This is a genomic window from Sorangium sp. So ce128 (genome assembly GCF_051525245.1).
Lineage (GTDB): Bacteria > Myxococcota_A > Polyangia > Polyangiales > Polyangiaceae > Sorangium > Sorangium cellulosum_B.
The window spans coordinates 4,748,211-4,766,042 of record NZ_CP150313.1 but is presented as its reverse complement, the minus strand read 5'-3'; the positions used below and the strand labels follow the sequence as shown (position 1 = coordinate 4,766,042).

At 73.3% G+C, this 17,832-nt stretch carries 12 protein-coding genes and 1 pseudogene; 3 read left to right on the top strand and 10 right to left on the bottom strand.

The window, feature by feature from the left end; translation table 11 throughout:
• Positions 1–5: 5 nt before the first annotated feature.
• The 4 genes from WME82_RS18145 to WME82_RS18130 all read right to left on the bottom strand — a co-directional run bounded on the left by WME82_RS18145 (position 6) and on the right by WME82_RS18130 (position 5,745).
• Positions 6–2,753, bottom strand: a complete 2,748-nt coding sequence (locus WME82_RS18145) for an FG-GAP repeat domain-containing protein (protein ID WP_438043852.1) — start codon at positions 2,751–2,753, stop codon at positions 6–8.
• Between the two features lie 2 nt (positions 2,754–2,755).
• The gene (locus WME82_RS18140; protein WP_438043851.1) at positions 2,756–4,495 is read right to left on the bottom strand and encodes a serine/threonine-protein kinase; all 1,740 of its coding nucleotides are present in this window, start codon (positions 4,493–4,495) and stop codon (positions 2,756–2,758) included.
• A 250-nt stretch (positions 4,496–4,745) separates the two neighbouring features.
• Entirely contained in the window at positions 4,746–5,390 is a 645-nt protein-coding gene (locus WME82_RS18135; protein ID WP_438043850.1) for a hypothetical protein, read from the bottom strand.
• 127 nt (positions 5,391–5,517) lie between these two features.
• The gene (locus tag WME82_RS18130; protein WP_438043849.1) at positions 5,518–5,745 is read right to left on the bottom strand and encodes a hypothetical protein; all 228 of its coding nucleotides are present in this window, start codon (positions 5,743–5,745) and stop codon (positions 5,518–5,520) included.
• A gap of 677 nt (positions 5,746–6,422) precedes the next feature.
• Here WME82_RS18130 and WME82_RS18125 point away from each other — a divergent pair.
• Complete coding sequence (locus WME82_RS18125) at positions 6,423–7,070, top strand: histidine phosphatase family protein (RefSeq protein WP_438043848.1); 648 nt, start codon at positions 6,423–6,425, stop codon at positions 7,068–7,070.
• Here WME82_RS18125 and WME82_RS18120 read toward each other — a convergent pair.
• Complete coding sequence (locus WME82_RS18120) at positions 7,039–8,058, bottom strand: phosphotransferase family protein (RefSeq protein WP_438043847.1); 1,020 nt, start codon at positions 8,056–8,058, stop codon at positions 7,039–7,041. The genes WME82_RS18125 and WME82_RS18120 overlap by 32 nt on opposite strands.
• 276 nt (positions 8,059–8,334) lie before the next feature.
• Here WME82_RS18120 and nhaA point away from each other — a divergent pair, with 276 nt between their 5' ends.
• Positions 8,335–9,741, top strand: a complete 1,407-nt coding sequence (gene nhaA, locus WME82_RS18115) for a Na+/H+ antiporter NhaA (RefSeq protein ID WP_438043846.1) — start codon at positions 8,335–8,337, stop codon at positions 9,739–9,741.
• 124 nt (positions 9,742–9,865) lie between these two features.
• Here the strand turns inward: nhaA and WME82_RS18110 are convergent, their stop codons facing one another.
• Complete coding sequence (locus tag WME82_RS18110) at positions 9,866–10,546, bottom strand: DJ-1/PfpI family protein (protein ID WP_438043845.1); 681 nt, start codon at positions 10,544–10,546, stop codon at positions 9,866–9,868.
• Positions 10,547–11,177: 631 nt separating this feature from the next.
• Here WME82_RS18110 and WME82_RS18105 point away from each other — a divergent pair.
• Positions 11,178–12,038, top strand: a complete 861-nt coding sequence (locus WME82_RS18105) for an alpha/beta fold hydrolase (protein ID WP_438043844.1) — start codon at positions 11,178–11,180, stop codon at positions 12,036–12,038.
• 273 nt (positions 12,039–12,311) lie between these two features.
• Here the strand turns inward: WME82_RS18105 and WME82_RS18100 are convergent, their stop codons facing one another.
• The 4 genes and pseudogenes from WME82_RS18100 to WME82_RS18085 all read right to left on the bottom strand — a co-directional run bounded on the left by WME82_RS18100 (position 12,312) and on the right by WME82_RS18085 (position 17,676).
• Entirely contained in the window at positions 12,312–14,060 is a 1,749-nt protein-coding gene (locus tag WME82_RS18100; protein ID WP_438043843.1) for a DUF389 domain-containing protein, read from the bottom strand.
• Positions 14,061–14,208: 148 nt separating this feature from the next.
• Positions 14,209–16,413, bottom strand: coding sequence for a bifunctional alpha,alpha-trehalose-phosphate synthase (UDP-forming)/trehalose-phosphatase (locus WME82_RS18095; RefSeq protein WP_438043842.1), 2,205 nt, complete (start codon positions 16,411–16,413; stop codon positions 14,209–14,211).
• A gap of 258 nt (positions 16,414–16,671) precedes the next feature.
• Positions 16,672–17,106: pseudogene (locus WME82_RS18090) on the bottom strand (phytoene desaturase family protein); the annotation flags it as partial.
• 156 nt (positions 17,107–17,262) lie between these two features.
• The gene (locus WME82_RS18085) at positions 17,263–17,676 is read right to left on the bottom strand and encodes a hypothetical protein (protein WP_438043841.1); all 414 of its coding nucleotides are present in this window, start codon (positions 17,674–17,676) and stop codon (positions 17,263–17,265) included.
• Positions 17,677–17,832 lie beyond the last annotated feature (156 nt).

The following is a 17,832-nucleotide window of genomic DNA, read 5'->3' as shown; positions in this document are numbered from 1 at the left end:
CGCCCTCATTGCAGCACCGGCTTGCCGCGGAACACCTTCAGGAAGGCGGAGCTCATCCCCACCGCGAGATCGTCGACGCCATCCCCATCGACGTCGCCCGCGACCAGCGCGACGTAATCGCTGCCGGCCTCCGGCGGAGGCCCGGGGAACGCGGTCTCGATGCGGCGCAGCGCCCGCGCGCCGGCGTCGAGATCGTAGAGCTCGAGCCGCCCGGGCCCGGCCACGGCGACCTCGAGCGCGACGTCGGCGTCGGCGTTGAGCAGCGCCACGGCGAGGCCCGCGCAGACCTGATCGCCCTCGCAAGGCTCCGGGGCGACGAGCGCCGTCTCATCGAAGCCCCCGCCGGCGCGGCCCCAGAGCGCGACGATCTCGCCGCTCGCCGCGCGGGCGAGGAGATCCTGCCGCCCGTCGCCGTCCAGATCCGCGACGAGCGGGCGCGGCGCGTACTTCGGCGGGTTCACGTCCTCCACGATGGCCTTGAACACGTGCGCCGTCTCCTGCCGGGCCGCCTCGACCAGCTTCTCGCCGTCGGCCGCGTACAGCGCGAGCTCGCCGTCGTTCAGCCACACGAGCTCGTCCCGGCGGTCGCCGTCGGTGTCGATCGGCGCGAGCACGCACGCCTCGCACGGCGGCGCCCCCTCGCCGGGCCGGCCGGACGCCTCGGCGCGCAGGTTGTCCCCCTCCGGTGAGACGGAGATCAGCCAGATCTGCGTGCCTTCGGGCACGGGACCGGGCGCGCCCTCGACGGCGAGCTCCGTGATCGCGGCGAGGCGCTGCTGGGGTTCGCCGTCGGCCCCGACCGCGAACATGCCGCCCGCGACGCCGAGGAGCCGCACGGGCAGGATGGAGCTCGGCGCGCCAGGACCAGGCGGCATGCCCTCCGGCGCTCCGGGAGGCGCGGCGAAGTAGAACGGCGCGCGGATGAGGCGATCGCGGCCCCCCTCGATGAGCGCCAGCCCGGAGCCGGAGCCCACCGGCGCGTCGGGCGGCCGCGGGAGACCGCGCAACGCGAAGAGCTGGGCTCCCGTAGCCTCCTGGAGCACGCGGCCCGCGACGAGGCCGCTGGCGAGATCGAGGCGGCCGTGCCCGGCCGGCGCGGAGGGCGCGGCGAAGGCGTTGCCGTACGCGATGTCGAGCCGGGTCGAGGGCTGCGGCGACGACGGCCGCGCCTGCTGATCGAAGTAGGCGATGTCGTTCACCCGGTCGCCGTCGAAATCGCCGACGGCGAGGTAGTGGGGCGGGCACTTCGTCGCGACGCGCTGCGTGTAGAACGTGCCGTCCGAGGCGCCGGTGTAGACCGTGATGTCGGGCAGCTGCGTCTGGGTGGCGACGATATCGAGGTGGCCGTCGGCGTTCACGTCGGCGGCGATCGCCTCGCACCCTCCGCCGACCGAGCCGCAGACCGGAGACTGGAACGGCGCGCCGGGGCGGCAGTCGAGCGGCACGAGCTCTGGCCCGGGGCGGTTTGCGTCGAAGTCGCCGGCGACGAAGATCCGGTCCGGATCGGCGAGCGCGGCCTCGAGCTCCGCGTCGTCGAGCGAGAGCGCGCCCGTGCGCTGGTCGGGCGAGCCGCTCGACGGAAGGCTCGGCGTCGAGTGGAAGCGCCCGTCACCGAGGCCGTACGCGACGTGGAGCTCGCCGCGGTCGTCGCGGATGGCGTTCACGACGATGTCGAGGAAGCCGTCGCCGTTCTGATCGTGCACGGCGAGCGACGCGTTGACGTCGCGGATCCTCGCGCCGCCGCCGAGCTGCACCTCGGGCAGCGCCGCGAGCGCGCTCGAGCCCGCGGGGCCGCAGGCGGCGTAGATGCGGATCCGATCGTCGCCCCGCTTCGCCACGATCGCCTCGTCGCAGGCCGCCGGGTCCGCGGCGGTGTCTCCGTCCAGATCGGCGGCGACCGCGGCCGCGATGTCGCCGGGGGCCACGACGTCGCCGTCGAGCGTCTGCGGCGTCATGGCCGGGTCCGACATCACCGCGATGCGGCCGGGGCCGCCGCTCGCCGGCGGCTCGCCGCCTGTACCGCCGCCGTTCGGGGCCCCCGTCGCGGCGGCTGCTCCGAGGAAGATCAGCGCGGCGTCGCGGCCGCGCAGCCGCGCCGACAGGAGGCGCGCGGCCTCGCTGTCGAGGCGCGTGGTCGCGTAGAGCGTGGGCGCCATGGCCGCGCTCTCCGAGGCGGAGAACACGAAGAGGCCGTTCGCGGCGCCCCCCAGCGCGGAGACCACGTCCCCGCGGCCGGCGACGATGAGCTCGAGCTGGCCGTCGCTCGTGAGGTCGCGCAGGATCGGAGCGGGCGACGTCTCCTCGCTCGACGGCGCCCGGGCGATCGGGAGCGCCTGCTCCGCCTGCGCGCACAGCCCGGGCGCCTGGCTGGGGAGCGCCGTGATCGTGGTGCTCTCGAGCGTCGTGTGCACGAGCTCGTCGCAGCCGTCGGCGTTGATGTCGCCGGCCGAGAGCTCCATCGCCGTGACCATGGTGCGCGCCGAGAGCTCCTCGAACACGCCCGTGGGCCGCCGGCAGACGCCGTCCGCGCCGCACCCGTAGCCGCCGGGGCACACGAACCCTTCGGCGCCCCCGCAGAGGTAGCGGCACTGGTGCGCGCTCCCGGGCGCGCCGCAGCCTTCCTGCCCGTCGCAGGCCTCGTCCGGCGCCTCGACGACGCGGTTGCCGCAGACGTCCTCCTCGAGCAGCGAGAGGTTCGCGCAGCCAGCCGCCGCGATCGCCAGGACGATCGACGCTCCGTGAGATGCCTTCATGGTCAGGGTGCTCCGCGGAGGCTGTCGAACGCCGGCTTCTCCAGATCGGTGTGGTGCTTGCGCGGTCGGGTCGCCCGGACGCCCGACGGCGCCGTGGTGGACGCAGTGCTGGCCGCCCCGGCGACCGGCGCGGTCGGCGCCGGTCCACCCGCGGCTGCTCCCGGAGCCGCCTGGGGACCGATGGGCGCGGCGCCCGCGACGGGCGGCGCGCCGGAAGGATCCGCGGCGCCGGACGGCACGCCGGTGGCGCCCGCGCCGGCCAGCGGCGCGCCGAGGGGGCCCTGGGTGCTGGACGGCCCGCCGGTGGCGTCTGCAGCGCCAAGCGGCGCGCCCGTGGCCGCTGTCGGGGCGGCATCGCGGATCGAGACAGCGTCGCCGCCGGGGCGGAGCCACGCGATCGCCCCGGCCATGGCGCCGCCGAGGAGCAGCACCGCGAGCACCCCGGCGCGGCGGGCGCTGGTCCTCGGCGCCCGAACAGGCTCGGCGGGCGGGGCGAACGCCGCCGTCTGGCCGATCTCGGCGGGCGCCACCGGGCCCGGCGGCATGGGCTGCGTGCGCCCCGCCACGACGGCCCCGCTCCCGCCAGGGCTGCGCAGCGTGCCGGAGGAGCCGCCGTTCCCGGAGGCGCCGCTCCGGGACGCGCCGCCCCCGTCCGCGCCGCTGCCCTCCTCCGGATCGAGCGCCTCGACCACGTCGGTCGCCGCCTCGGAGCTGACGTCCTGCGAGCCGACGGACACCACGCGCGCGCTGCTCCTGGGCCGCGCGGCGCCCGCGCTGTCGAGCCCCTCGAGGCCGAGCTTGCGCACCTGCTCGACGAACGCCTGGACCGCTTGGCCCGCCGACCGCGGGCGTTCCTCGGCGCGCTTCGCCAGCATCGCCGTCACCGGGGCGTCGAGCTCGGGCGGGAGGTCCGCGCAGACCTCCGACGCCCGCGGCGGCGGGTGGAGGAGGTGCATCATCATCACGTCCATCATCGACTCGCCCTGGAAGACGAGCGTTCCCGTGAGCAGCTCGTGGGCGATCACGCCGAGGGCGTAGATGTCCGAGCGCTGGTCGACGCCCTTGCCGCGGACCTGCTCGGGCGACATGTACGCGGGCGTCCCGACGGCGACCCCCGTGGCCGTCTTGTGGGCGAGCGCCTCGTCGGCGAGCTTCGCCACGCCGAAATCGAGCAGCTTGGGGAAGTAGCGGCCGCCCTTCTCGATCGCCACGAAGATGTTCTCGGGCTTCAGATCGCGGTGCGTGATCCCCGCCGCGTGCGCGGCGTCGAGCGCGTCGGCGATGCCCTCGAGGATCGGGACGGCGCGGCCCGGCGAGAGGCGCCCCTCGCGCCGGATCAGCGCGCCGAGCGTGAGCCCGTCGAGCAGCTCCATGACGAAGTAGTGCCGCCCGTCGACGACGCCGAAGGAGAAGATGTCGATGATGTTGCGGTGCCGGATGCGGTTCACCGCGCGCGCCTCGCCGACGAAGCGCGAGACGACGGTCGGATCGGACGCGAACCGCCGGTTCAGCACCTTGATCGCGACCCGCTTGCCGATGAGGGGGTGCTCTCCCGCGTAGACGTCGCCGAACGTCCCCGCGCCGAGCAGCCGCTCGACGCGGTACTCGCCGAGCATCGTGCCCGGCGCCAGCTGCGCGTCGTCCTCGAGGAACGCCTCGTCCGGCAGCAGCGCGTCCCCGTGCTCCGGACAGGTCGCCACATCCTCCGGATAGACCGAGCGACACGCGGGGCAGGTGGCCATCGACCGTCACGCCAGTCTAGGCGCCATCGCCGGCGATGAACAGCGCGGCGAGCGGGGCGGAGGCGCGCGTTCGCGAGCACACCGCGGCGCGGTCAGCGCGGAGACGAGCGAGAGCAGCAGCGCGACCGGCAAACATGGCTCTCGCTCCGATCACCCCAGCCTCGATGCGGTGCTTCACCGCGCGGGCGTCGTTCGGAGGCAGCCAGAGCCCTCCTCGAACTCCGAAGGGACACTCGGGCTCACCGGGTCGTCAGTCGCAGCCAGAGACCTCCTCGATGTCCGAGGCGACGCGCGGGTTCACCTCGTAATGATCCAGGAACTGGCCGCTGAACCCCGTGATCTCCACCTCGTCCCCCAGCGCGATGCCGCTCACGTCAATGCCGGTCCCTGTATAGACGAACACGGTCACCTCGCCCGAGCCGTCGTCGACGTGGAATCGATAGCCGTAGGCACCATCGTCGAAGACGTCGTCCACCACCGTACCTTGGATGCGGACGAGGGTGCCCTCGGAGCCCTCGCCCACGTCGCCGGTGTCGATCGGCTTGGCGGCGTGAACGGGATGCGACCCAGTGACGGCGACTGCCGTGGGCTGGAGGCCGAGGACCTGGCCATAGCTGTTCGCCACCGCGCCGGTCACAATGACCTTCTGCCCGAGCGCATAGCTCCCTCCCAGCGCATCGTGGATGTAGATCCCTGAATTCCCTTTCTGGATGGCGAACCCCTCATCGTTTGGAGCGAACGCGCCCGAGGGAACGGAGACGACGCCCTGGACCGTGACCACCGTCCCCTCGGCCTGATCCCGCGCAAATCGAATCGAGTTGCCCGCCGCGAAGAGCGGGCCAGCGGTGATTGAGATCGCGATGAAAGCGGCGGCACCACGGGAAAATGAAAGCATGGAATTCTCCTCACGCAGCGGGAAGGCCGGGGAGGCAACCGTCGGCGCCCACCGGGTTCGGCCTTGATGTACAACGCCTGTGCGCTGCGAGCGTGAGCATAATCATTGAACATGGTGGGCGTCTATACTAATCCATGCGGGAGCGGGCCTGATGATCCCGTTGATCGGGCATGCGGTCGCGGATCTCCGCCGTGTGCCGAAGACACTCACCCGCTGCCTCAAGGAGCTGGGTCACGACGATCTCGATGCTCACGAGTGTCCCGCGCTTCCGAGCGGTTCGATCGCCCGCCGCGTGCAGCGAGCTATCGAGTTCGATCACCACTCCGCGGCTGGCGGCGGGGGTGGCGGCGGGCATTCAGTCGCCATCGACCGCAGATAGGTAAACGGAGCCCCGTTACGGTAGAAGATATCTGGCGTGCCCTGACCGTGTCCCCGCGGCGAGCTGCCCTATCGCGGCCCCGCGATGCGCCGCATGTCGCCTGGGATCCCAGGAGGCGCAGCCGGCCGCGCCTGCGGCGGCGCGCAGGGAGGATAGCCAGACGATGCTCATGCGCGACGTGCAGGTATTCATTGAGACATCCACTTCATCGGCTCGATGGCGAGCGCGCCGGCGACGACGCCAGAATAGCCCCGGCCACGGCAGCGCGATTCGCAACCACCGTGCCACCTGCCCCGCCCGGGACCTCAGCCACCGAGCCCTGGCGAGCAGCCTCGGAGCTCCGCTTCGCGCGCCGCTGCGGCTTTGCACGGGACGAGGCCAGCGCGAGCCATCGAGAGCCCTGTTGCACTGTTGCGCTGCCTGTTGCCCCGCTCTGTGGCGCCCTCACCCGCCGCGGGGCTACTGGATCGAGCTCAGACGACACTTCGGCCCGACCTGGTTCCCCCCGGTAAGAAGCTCAACCACCCCGCGGCCCGCGCTCGATCGCCCGCCTGGCGACCGCGGCCCTAGGGTGAGCCCGTCGCGCGCGGCGCTCGATCCGGCCGCGGCTCACGCTAGCTTCCGGGCCGAGCGCCCCTGCTCCGGTCCGACCCATGCGCCCCTCTCTCCTGGTCCTCGTGCGCCACGGCCACACCGCCGGTAACCGCGCCGGCCCCGCGACGCCGATGAGCGGGTGGACCGACACGCCGCTCGACGCGCGAGGGCGTGAGGAGGCCGAGGCGCTGCGCCGCCGCCTCGCCGGAGGCCCGGCGTTCGACGCCGTGTATTCCAGCCCGCTGAGCCGCGCGCTCGAGACGGCGCGGATCGCGGCCGGCGCGTGGGGCCCGGTCCGCCCCCACGACGGGCTGCGCGAGATCTGCTGCGGCGACGTGGACGGCCTCCCGATCGAGGAGGTCAAGGCGCGCCACGCCCCGCTCTGGGAGGCGCACCTGCGCCAGGCCGACGACGATTTCCGCTGGCCAGGCGGGGAGAGCTACCGGGAGCTCCGCGCGCGCTGCCTCGCGACGATCGCGGCGATCGCCGCGGCGCACCCGGGGCAGCGCGTGCTCGTGGTCACGCACGCGGGCGTCATCGGCCAGATCCTCGGGGCGCTGCACGGCGTCCCGCCCGCGCGCTGGGAGCCGTTCCGGCCGGGCAACGCCAGCCTCACGTCGCTCTCGTGGCAGGGCGAGCGCGGCATCCTCTTGCGCTTCGACGACCGCGAGCACCTCAGCGCCAGCACGCGTCGGCCCGGCGGATGACGCGCAGCCAGTCCGCCGCGTTCCGTGCCGCGGCCGCGAGCGCGCCGGGCGCGCCGGGCGCGCTCGCGCGGCAGGCCAGCGCGAGGTGGTGCCCGAGCGCGCCCGCGAGCGCGTTGGACGCGGCCGCGAACCAGTAGACGTCGCGCAGCGGCCGGGTCAGCGCGGGGGCGAGCCCTCGCGCCAGAAGGTAGCCGGCGAGCAACGTATCGTGGCGGCGCCGCGCCTCCGGCTCCCAGTACCCGACGGCCTGGAGCCACGAGCTCACGTCCTCCAGCGGCGAGCCCATGCGCGCGCGCGCCCAGTCGAGCAGCACCGGCTCCACGACGCCGTCGCGCCGGCGGACCATGACGTTGCCCGGGTGCACGTCGCCGTGGATCACCGCGCGGCCGAGCGGCTGGAACGCGAGGAGCTGGCGGCGCATCGCGGGCAGCGCCGAGACGACCCGCCGCAGCGCGGGCAGCGCCCGGGCGAGCGCCGGGACCTCGCCGCGGGGAAGGCGCTCGGCCAGCGAGAGCGTATCCCGCGCCATGGCCAGGTTCTCGGCCTCGTAGTCCCAGGCCGGCAGCGCGGCGCCCTGCGCCGTCTCCTCGTGGAGGCGCGCCAGCCGATCGAGCACCCGGGCCGTGTGCCCGCTGTCGGCCCAGGGCCAGGCGTGCGCCGGCTCGATCCGCTCGAGGTAGAGCAGCCAGCGCCCGCGCCCGAGCCGTTCCGCGCCGAGCAGCTCGGGCGAGAAGCGCCGGCCGACGGACCTCGAGAGCCGCCGGTAGACGGCCGCCTCGCGCGCGGCCGTGCCGTGCACGAGCTTGGCCACGAGCGTGACCCGGCGAGCCCCCGCGGCGCCGCGCAGCCGCGCGGTGACGAGCGCGACCTCCGAGCAGAGCCCGCCGGGGAGCGGGCGTATCTCGATGCCCGAGTCGCAGACAGCGTCGCCGTGGCGGGCGACCAGAAAGGCCGTCACCGCGGCGCGATCCAGGGCATCTCGCGTCATCCGTCGCCTCCCGGCCCCACGATGCGCCGAGGCCAGCTCACGATCCACCCTGCGCCTCGAATCCGATCCATGCGCCTGGCCGCGCCGGAGCGGCGGCGCCCGACCGCGCCGGAGCGACGCCCCCGGCCCGGCGCGCCCGTTCGCGCTGGATCCGGTCGCCTGAACGAGTATTCTCCCGTGCGGGTGTCGCGGCGGCGGAGCGCCGCGACAGGTCTTCATGGGACGGTCGGGCCGCCTTCCCCCCTCGCGCGACGTCGCTCGCGCCTTGGCGGTCCTTTGAGCCAATCCCCGTCTCAGCTCGCCCCCGGAACCTGGGCCCCTGCGCGCCGCATCGCCGAGCGTGTCCTCGGCCCGATCGAGCGCTTCTTGCACGTCGAGGCCGCCAGCGGGATCGTCCTGCTGATCGCGTCCGCCGTCGCCCTCGCGTGGGCGAACTCTCCGTGGGGCGACGCCTACGAGCACCTCTGGCACGTCCCGATCGCGCTCAGCGCGGGCTCGCTGGCGTTCACGCAGCCGCTCCACTTCTGGATCAACGAAGGGCTGATGACGATCTTCTTCTTCGTCGTCGGCCTGGAGATCCGGCGGGAGATCCACGAGGGGGAGCTCTCGGATCTCAAGCGCGCGGCGCTGCCGGTCGCCGCGGCGGTGGGCGGCATGATCGCGCCCGCGCTCCTCTACCTGTCGCTCAACGCGTCGCCGGCCTCGCGGAACGGCTGGGGCGTCCCCACGGCGACCGACATCGCGTTCGCCGTGGGCGTCCTGGCGTTGCTCGGCAAGCGCGTGCCCCCTGCCCTGCGCGTGCTCCTGCTCGCGCTCGCCATCATCGACGACATCGGCGCGATCATCGTCATCGCGCTGTTCTACTCGTCGGGCGTCGCGTGGAGCGGCCTGCTCGTCGCGGGCGGCGGGGTGCTCGCGGTGCTGCTGCTCCAGCGCTTCGGCGTCCGCTCGCCCGCCGCCTACGTGGCCCCAGGCGCCGTCGTCTGGTGGGGCATGCTCCGCGCCGGCGTCCACCCCACGATCGCCGGCGTCGCCATCGGACTCCTGACGCCGGTGCGCTCGTGGTTCGGCAGCGACGGGTTCGTCGCCGCGGCGCGCGACGCGGTGGACAGGGTCGCCTCGCTCACCAAGCGCGACGGCTATCGCGCGGACGAGCTGATCAAGCCCCTCGGGCGGATCCGGCAGGCCCAGCGCGAGGCGCTGCCGCCCGTGGTCCGGCTCCAGGCAGCGCTCCACCCGTGGGTCGCGTACGGCATCATGCCGCTGTTCGCGTTCGCCAACGCCGGCGTCCGCATCGATGCTTCCTCGCTCGGCCACGCGGCCTCGGGGACGATCCTGCTCGGGGTCATGCTGGGCCTGGTCGCCGGCAAGCCGATCGGCGTCTTCCTCGCGAGCTTCGCGATGGTCCGGCTCGGCGTCTGCGCCTTGCCGCGCGGCGTCGGCTGGCGCGGGATCGCGGTCGTGGGCTGCGTCGCGGGCATCGGCTTCACGATGGCGATCTTCATCGCGGGCCTCGCGTTCGGCGACGCCGCGATGCTCGCCGCGGCGAAGCTGGGCGTCCTGCTCGCCTCGGCCGTGGCGGCCGTGGTGGGGCTCCTCGTCGGCAAGCTCGCGCTGTCCGGGGCCCCGACGCCCGGCGCGGCGCTGACGCTCGAGGAAGCCGAGAGGTCGACGGAGCAGTAGTCGCCGCCAGCGACCGCCCGCGCGGCGGGACTCAGCGGAGTCTACCGCGCCTTCCTGACGAGCTGACCGGCCCTGTCCGGCGAGCCGCGGTTCGGCGGCCCCTCGGGGACGGGCGCGCCGCGCTTCACCAGCGCGCCGCGGCCTGCTCCGCCGCCTGTCTGGCCTGCGCGACCGCCGGCGCGGAGATGCCGCGAAACCGCTCGACCACCGCCGTGGGCGCGGACTCGGGCGTACCCGCCTGGAACGGCGGGTCGGGGGCGTACTCGATGGCGAGCTGCGCCAGCTGTGCGGCCTCCTCGCCCTGCAGCTTGGCGGCGATCCGGAGGCCGAAATCGATGCCTGACGTCACGCCGCCTCCCGTGATGCGGTTGCGGTCCTCGACATACCGCGCGTCGACGGGCTCGGCCGCCAGGAGGGGCAGCACCTCGCGCATGGCCCAGTGCGTGGTCGCGCGGTAGCCGCGGAGCAGCCCCGCCGAGCCGAGCACGAGCGACCCCGTGCAAACGCTCGTCACGTAGCTCGCCTGCTCCGCGCGCGCCGCGAGGAAATCGAGGACCTCGCCGTCCTTCATCACGGCGATCGTGCCCTCGACGCCGCCCGGAACGAAGAGGATCTCGAGCTCCTCTGGGCACGTGTCGAAGGTCGCCGTGGGAAGGAGGGTGATCCCCGTATCCGTCGTCACAGGGTCGAGCGTCTTCCACACGAGGTGTATCTGTGCATTGTCAAACGTGCTGAACACGGCCTGAGGACCGATGAGGTCAAGCGCGGTGAAGGCCGGGTAAATCAGCATGGCGATGTGCTTCATCGGGGAACCCTCTCCTCCAGGTGTCGTGGGCGATCGTCCGGGAACGGCGTCGTCTTGCGCGCACCCGCCGAGCGTTTGCAGGGTGGCGAGCGCGGCGCTCGCGGCGGCGAGATCCAGGATTTGTCGGCGTCTCATGCGGCCTGCGTAGCCGCTGCGATGCGGCGCGACCATGCGACACGTTGTCCTGCGGCGCGATGTCGCATGGGCGGGAACGCCCGGGGGGGAGCAGGCGCGCTCGATGGTGGTGCGGTCCTCTGGACGAACGTGCGAAAGCTCGGAGGAGCGCCAAGGCGCCAAGGACGCCAAGAAACATGGATGCTTTTTCGCACTTGGCGTATCGGCGGCCGAATCCGCTGCGGCGCTGTCTGCGGTAAGCACCGCGCCACCCGCTCGATTCCAGAGGAATGAAGGAGACGCGTGGGTGACCGGGAAGCTCACAAGCCGTGCTGCCTCTGCCTCCTTCACCCGGGCAAGCCACGCCGCACGTGCTGACCGGGAGCGGACGGCTACGCGCGAGGAAGCATGGCGCGGGGATCCGGAGATTGACGCACTCCGTGACGTCACCTAGATTCATGAAAATGACTATTCCTTTCAACTCGGCACAGGGACAATCCGCGCGTGCAGGTGCGCCATGAAGACACGGGATGGCGTGCTCCCGGGCGGGATCCCCTACGTGGCCGCCGGCGAGGGGCCGCCGCTCGTGGTGTTTCCAGGGTTTGCTCCCAGGAACGAGAACCCCCAGGGGCTCGAGCGCGCGCTCGCGTTCGGGGCGTTCGGCGAGCTGCGGTCTCGGTACACGATCTATCAGCTCGCGCGACGGCCCGGGGTCGCCGAGGGCGCCACCGTGGAGGACTTTGCCAACGACTACGCCACGGCGATTCGGGCGACGTTCGGCGGTCCCGTGAAGGTCGTCGGCGTGTCGACGGGCGGGGCTGCGGCGCTGCGCCTCGCCGCTGATCATCCGGATCTCGTCGAGCGCTTCGTCGTGGCAGGGGCGGCCCACACGTTCACACCCGAGAGCCATGCAGCGATGCAAGGCTGGCTCGACCGCGCCAGACAAAGGCGCTTCCCGATGCAGGCGATGACGATCGTGCTCACCACGTCTCCGTGGTGGCGGCCGCTCGCGCGCGTCGCCCTGTTCCTGCTCAACGACCTCCCCGATCGCGGCAAGGACGTCTCCGACGGCATCGCCACGTGCCAGGCGTTGATGCGCTTCGACTGCTCCGATCGTCTGCCCGACATCCGCGCTCCGATGCTGCTCATCCTTGGCGAGCGCGATGGCTTCGTCTCACCCGCAATCCGCGAGGCCACGATCCGCGGCGTCGCAGGCTCACGACTGGCCGTCTACGAGCGACGCGGGCACGCGGGCATCTTGCTCGACAAGCGATTTGCACGCGATGTCGGCGCGTTCTTCGGTCGCGACGCCGAAGGCACGAAGGACGACTCCACAAAGGAGGCCGATCGCGTCGTGGCCTCGAACGAGCGCGCGTGACGAGGCGCTCCTCGTCTCACCGCTCCTGCGGAGGACGGCCAGACGAGGCGAGGCCGCGCCGCAATTCCGATCGCCCGGATCGACGCGGCGAGCCCACCGAGACCCGCCCGCAACATCGGAGGCTCGCCTCGGCCGTGACGGCCGTGGTGGGCCTCCTCGTCGGCAGGCTCGCGCTGCCCGGGGCCCCGTCGCCCGGCGCGGCGCTGACGCTCGAGGAGGCCGAGACGTCGACGGAGCAGTAGCCGCCGCGGGCGACCGCCCGCGCGACGGGCCTCAGCGGATGCCGGAGCCCGCGCCGGCGTCCGCCGGAGCGCCGGCCTCCGCAGCGGCGTCGGCCGGCGCCGCTGCGGAGACCGGCGCGCACGGCGAGGTCGAGACCAGCGCCCGCCACCGCGCGCCCTGACGGACGTGCACCCGATCCGAACGGAGGGCCGGCAGCGACCGGAGCGCCACGAGGACCGCGTCGAGCTCCCCGCTCGACTTCTCCCCGGGGTTCGGGGGCACCTCGACGCACCCGTGGAGCGCTTCCACGTCGTCCACCCAGGCGAGCGCGGGCCCGGCTGCCTGGAGCCAGGACCATCCGCCCGGCGGCTCCGCGACGATCGGCTCGGGCGAGATAGCGCGGCCCTGCACCGCGACCTCCGCGCCGAGCTCGCGCGAGAGCGCGCGCCCGAGCAGGTCGCCCGCCGGGGCGCCGAGCTCGGGACCGACGTGCACCACCTCCACGACGGCCGGCTCGTTCTCCGGGAACCGGAGCCGCCACGCGACGAGCGGCCCCGCCGCGTGCGGCCACGCGCCAGCGAGCGACTTCGCGAGCTCCTGGCGGACGAGCACGAGCTCGGGCTCCTTGGGCGCCACGTCGATGGGCGCCGAGCTCGCCCTGACCGACGCCGCCACCTCCTCCAGCGCGCTCGCGTCGAGGACGGCGATCACGTCGACCTTCGGGGTGATGCCCGCGACCCCGGCGATCTGGTCGCGCAGGTCGTGCTCGATCCGCTCCGCCTCGTCGGCTCGGCCGAGCATGACGAGGCGCACGACGACGCTGCCGTGATCGACCGAGACGTTCGACCGCACCGCGCTCTGCGGCAGCGCGTCCAGCATGCGCACGATCGCCGTGCGGACGCGCACCTGCCACGACACGCGCGCGAGCGCCTCCCGGAGCGGGAAATACACGGCCCCGAGGAGCGCGAGCGGCATGAGCACGCGGAAGATCCACCCGTGGCGGAGCTCGAAGAAGACCTGCAGCGCGCGCGCCACGCGGCGGATCACGCCCGGCTTCTGCTTCGCGAGCTCCGCGTGCTCGAGCTCCGCGGTGCTGACGGCGCTGTAGCCGAGGAGCAGGAAGGAGAGGATGGCGAACAGGAGGATCGCGCAGAGGTTCGCCGTGAAGAGCAGCGCGGCGCCGCTCGCGACGCTCTTCATCCGCGTGCCGATCCCGTAGCCGATCACGCAGAGCGGGGGCACGAGCGCGATGCCGATCGCCGTGCCCGCGGCCGTCGAGGTCGTGTCCGAGCCGGGCCGCGCGGTGGTGTAGGCGGCCGCGATCGCGCAGAAGATCGCGATGAGCAGATCGAGCGCCGTCGGCGACGTGCGCGCGGCGATCTCCGAGGTCACCTCGTAGAACGGCAGCATCAGCGTGAGGACCGTGGCGCTCGTCACGACCATGACGACGCTGAAGGCGACGCGCGTGAAGGAGCGCAGCGCCAGGAACGGCGAGCCGATCGCGAGGCCCATCCCGAGCTCGACGATGGGACCCATGAGCGGCGAGATCAGCATCGCGCCGATGACGACCGCCCCGCTGCCGAGGACGAGGCCGAGCGAGGCGATGCCCATGGCGAGGAAGAGCTGGAGCCAGTAGCCCGCCGCCCCCCGGGCGCTCCGCTCCAGCATGCTCCGGACGATGGCCTCGCGGGCCTCGGGCTCGATGCCGAGCGCGGCGGCGATGCGGTCCTGCAGGGCCGCCCCTGCGGGCCGCCCGGACGGCCTCTCTTCGGGCCGTTCACGGCCGGGATCTTGATCCATGGCGCGCCTTATAACGCGCCTCTCCGCCGCGCTCGCCCCGGGAAACGCGGGCCGCTCGTGGACAGCGCCGCGCCGCGAGCGGCGGCGGCTTCGGGCAGGGAAGAACGGCATGGATCGGGCGTGGAACGCGCGTGGACCCCGGCGCGGGTCAGGCGTGGAGCCCGGCGTCGAGCTCCGCGGGGCCAGCGTGGATCGAGCGGAGGAGGCGCCGCACTGCGCCGGCGTCGGGCAGCCGGTAGGCGGCGCGGCTGCTCTCGTTGCCGACGTGGATGGTGTACGCGGACGGCGGCAGCGCCGCGAAGATGTCTTCGTCCGTGCGGTCGTCGCCGATCGCGATCACCGCCGCCCTCGCCGGGACGTCGTCCAGGATGCGCGGCACCACCCTGCCCTTGTGGACGCCGCGCGGCCGGACCTCGACCACCTTCGCGCCGGCGAGGAGCTCCAGGGTATCCATGGGGAGGCGCTCCTCGAGGCGCGCGCGCAGCTCGCGCACGTGCTGGCTCGCCAGCTCGGGCTCGGCCGTGCGGTAGTGCCACGCCAGCATCACCGTCTTCTCCTCGATGAAGCTGCCCGGGGTGCGCCGGGTGAAGCCCTCGAGGATCGCCCGCACCTCGCCCTTCCAGGCGGCGGCGTCCGGCTCGAGCGCGACCCAGTCGTCGCTCGCCGTGGACCGCGACCAGAAGCCGTGCTCGGCGTGGATGTGGAGCGGCAGCGCGCCGAGCCAGCGCTCGATGTCGGCGCGCCGGCGGCCGCTCACGACGTGCACGCGGTCGCGCTCGGACAGCGCCCTGAGCAGCGCGAGCAGCTCCTCGTCCGGCGCGGCGAGGTCCGGCACCGGAGCGAACGGGACCAGCGTGCCGTCGTAGTCGAGGATCCACACGCGCTGCGGCGCGAGGCGCACGCGCTCGACGACGCCCTTGGGCATCCCTCGGCGCGACGGCGCGGCGGCCCCCGGCGCCGCGGCGCGGTCGAGCTCGTCGAGGAACGCCTGCGCCCAGGCGTGGACGTCGTGCGTGGCCACGCGGCCGCGCAGCGCCGCCATCCGGCGCTGCTGCTCGGCGGGCGGCATGGCGATCGCCTGCTTCACGGCAGCGGCGACCGAGCCGATGTCGTACGGGTTGACGGAGATCGCCTCCGCGAGCTCGGAGGACGCGCCCGCGAACTCGCTCAGGATCAGGGCGCCGTCGTCGTCGACCCGCGCGGCGACGTACTCCTTCGCGACGAGGTTCATGCCGTCGCGCAGCGGGGTCACGAGCATCACGTCGGCGGCGAGGTAGAGGGCGACCACCTGCTCGAGCGGCAGCGAGCGGTGCATGTAGTGGATCGGCGTCGCGTACGTCGTACCGTACTGCCCGTTGATGCGGCCGACCATCTCGTGCACGATCCGCCGGAAGTCGGCGTACGCGCCGGCCATCTCGCGCGTGGGCACGGCCAGCTGGAGGAAGCGAACCTGATCGCGCAGCTCCGGCTCGCGCTCGAGGAACCGCTGGATCGCGAGCAGCCGGCGCGGGATCCCCTTCGTGTAATCGAGCCGGTCGATCCCGAGCACGATCTTGCGGCCGCGCGCCTCGGCGCGGATGCGCGCCGCCTCCTCCCGCACACCGGGGTGGCCCGCGAGCCGCTCGATCTCGGCGGCGTCGATGCTGATGGGGTGGACCCCCAGCGCGACCCTGCGCCCGTCGTGCTCGAGCTCCGCCTCGCCCGGCTCGACGCCGAGCACGTGCGCCGCCGACGCCGCGAAGTTCCTGCGGTAGGCCGCCGTGTGGAAGCCGATCAGGTCCGCGCCGAGCAGGCCCCGGACGATCTGCTCCCGCCACGGGAGGATGCGGAAGACCTCGGCGGAGGGAAACGGGACGTGGAGGAAGAAGCCGATCCGGGCCCCGGGGAGGCGCCGCCGGAGGAGCGCCGGGAGGAGCAGGAGCTGGTAGTCGTGCACCCAGATCGCGTCGCCCGGCGTGTACTGCGCGGCGACGACGTCGGCGAAGTGCTCGTTGACGCGCTGGTAGGCCTCCCAGTCGAGCTCCGCGTCGAGGTTCACCTTGTCGAGCAGGTAGTGGAGCAGGGGCCAGAGGACGCCGTTCGAGAAGCCGTCGTAGAAACGGTGCTGCTCCGCGGCGCCGAGGTGCACGGGCACGGCGCGCATCCCGGCGAGCGCCACGTCGGCGTCGCTTCGCTGCTCCGGGGAGAGGCTCGTGACGCTGCCCGGCCAGCCTATCCAGACCGCGCAGCGCCGCTCGTGGGGGCCGCGCATGGCGGCGGCGAGGCCGCCCGAGGAGCGCGTGAGGCAGAGCGCGCCGCGGTCGACGCGCACGCTGATCGGGAGGCGGTTGGAGACGATGAGCAGTCGGGCCATGGAACTCCCCTCCTTGGCGGCGACGAGGCGCCGCTCCCCGGGCGCGAGGCGCGGCACCTCCCTCATCCGCCGGGCGCGAGGCACGCCGGCGCAGGGACGAGCCGCGCGCCGCGAGGCGCGGTGCCGCGAGCCGTCGGAAACGAACAGGGCGCGACGCCCACCGCGGGATCGCCGCGGGCGAGCGGCCGAACGAATTCTTTGAACTCAAAACATGTCGCGCGGCGTCGCGCAAGCTGATCCGGCACGCCGGGGGGCGTCGCGCGTCGGATCGAAGAGGCTCTGCTGGGCGACCAGCACGAAGGGGCGCGCAGGGTACTCTCCGCGCCAGACGGCCGCCTCCCCCGCCTCGATCTCCTCGAGCGTGCCTCCGACGTGCACCGTCGCTGCCCGCAGGCACGCCGGCGCCTTCCACGGGATCGGGCCGTCGAGCGCCCAGTCGACCTTGAAGACCCCGGGACCGTAGCGATAACGCTCCAGGCGGCGGACATAACGCGCGGGGAGCCGGTCCCCGGCGATCCTCACGCTCTGGCGAGGCGTCAGATCGAACAAGATCGCCTTCGCCGCCGGCAGCTCGTCGACGGACACGACGCGCCGCCCCACCTCGATCTCTCCGCCGAACGAGCGAAAATAGGCGGAGAGCGCTGCCGTGATCGCCTGCGAGCCGCCGCGCGCGCAGGGCCAGCCGCGCGCGTGGCAGCCGCCGTGATCGCCGTGAGGGCCGTGGCGGCGGTGGCGATACGCTCCCGCCGCAAACACCGGCGAATCTGGTGGTGACGCGGCGCCGCTCCCGAGGAGCTCTCCCTTCAGCTCCAAGAGCCGCAGGGTGAGCTCGACCCAGGGACCGCTTGCCTACCGCGCTCGCGTGGTGAAGAGGGACGTGATGGAGTCCAGGATATCCTGGATCGACAGGGCAGGAGTCGGCTTGTCCGGGTTGTCGAGGGCCCTATCCACGTAGTGCCCGAGGTACTCGGTTGTAACGAACGCCGTGATCGCGTTCGTCACCGCGCCGGCCAGGGGGATCAGCCCCAGGGTCATGGTGAGCACGAGTCGAAGGGCGCCGCCGCCCCAGATGATCTGGTGGACCTGGGACCACGCCGCCTTCGAGAGGGACGCGCCTCGCTCCTTCGCGAGCGACGCCGTGAGCAGGTACTGGATTGGAATGACGAACAGCTGGTCCGAACCCGGGAGCGGCTGGACGATGAAGCTGATCCCGGCGGCGCCGGCCGAGGATGCGTGCGTGGTGAGCCGTGCGCCGAGCTTCATGAAGGAAGCTTAACGCCCGCCCGGCCGTCGAGAAGTGGCTCGCGCCGCTCGTCCGGGCGCGGGCTCTCGATGATCGGCGCGAGCAGCCTGAAGGACGCGCGCTCGCCCGCCGGGCCGAGCGCCTCCAGCCACCGTTTTGCCGCGTCCTCTGTCTTT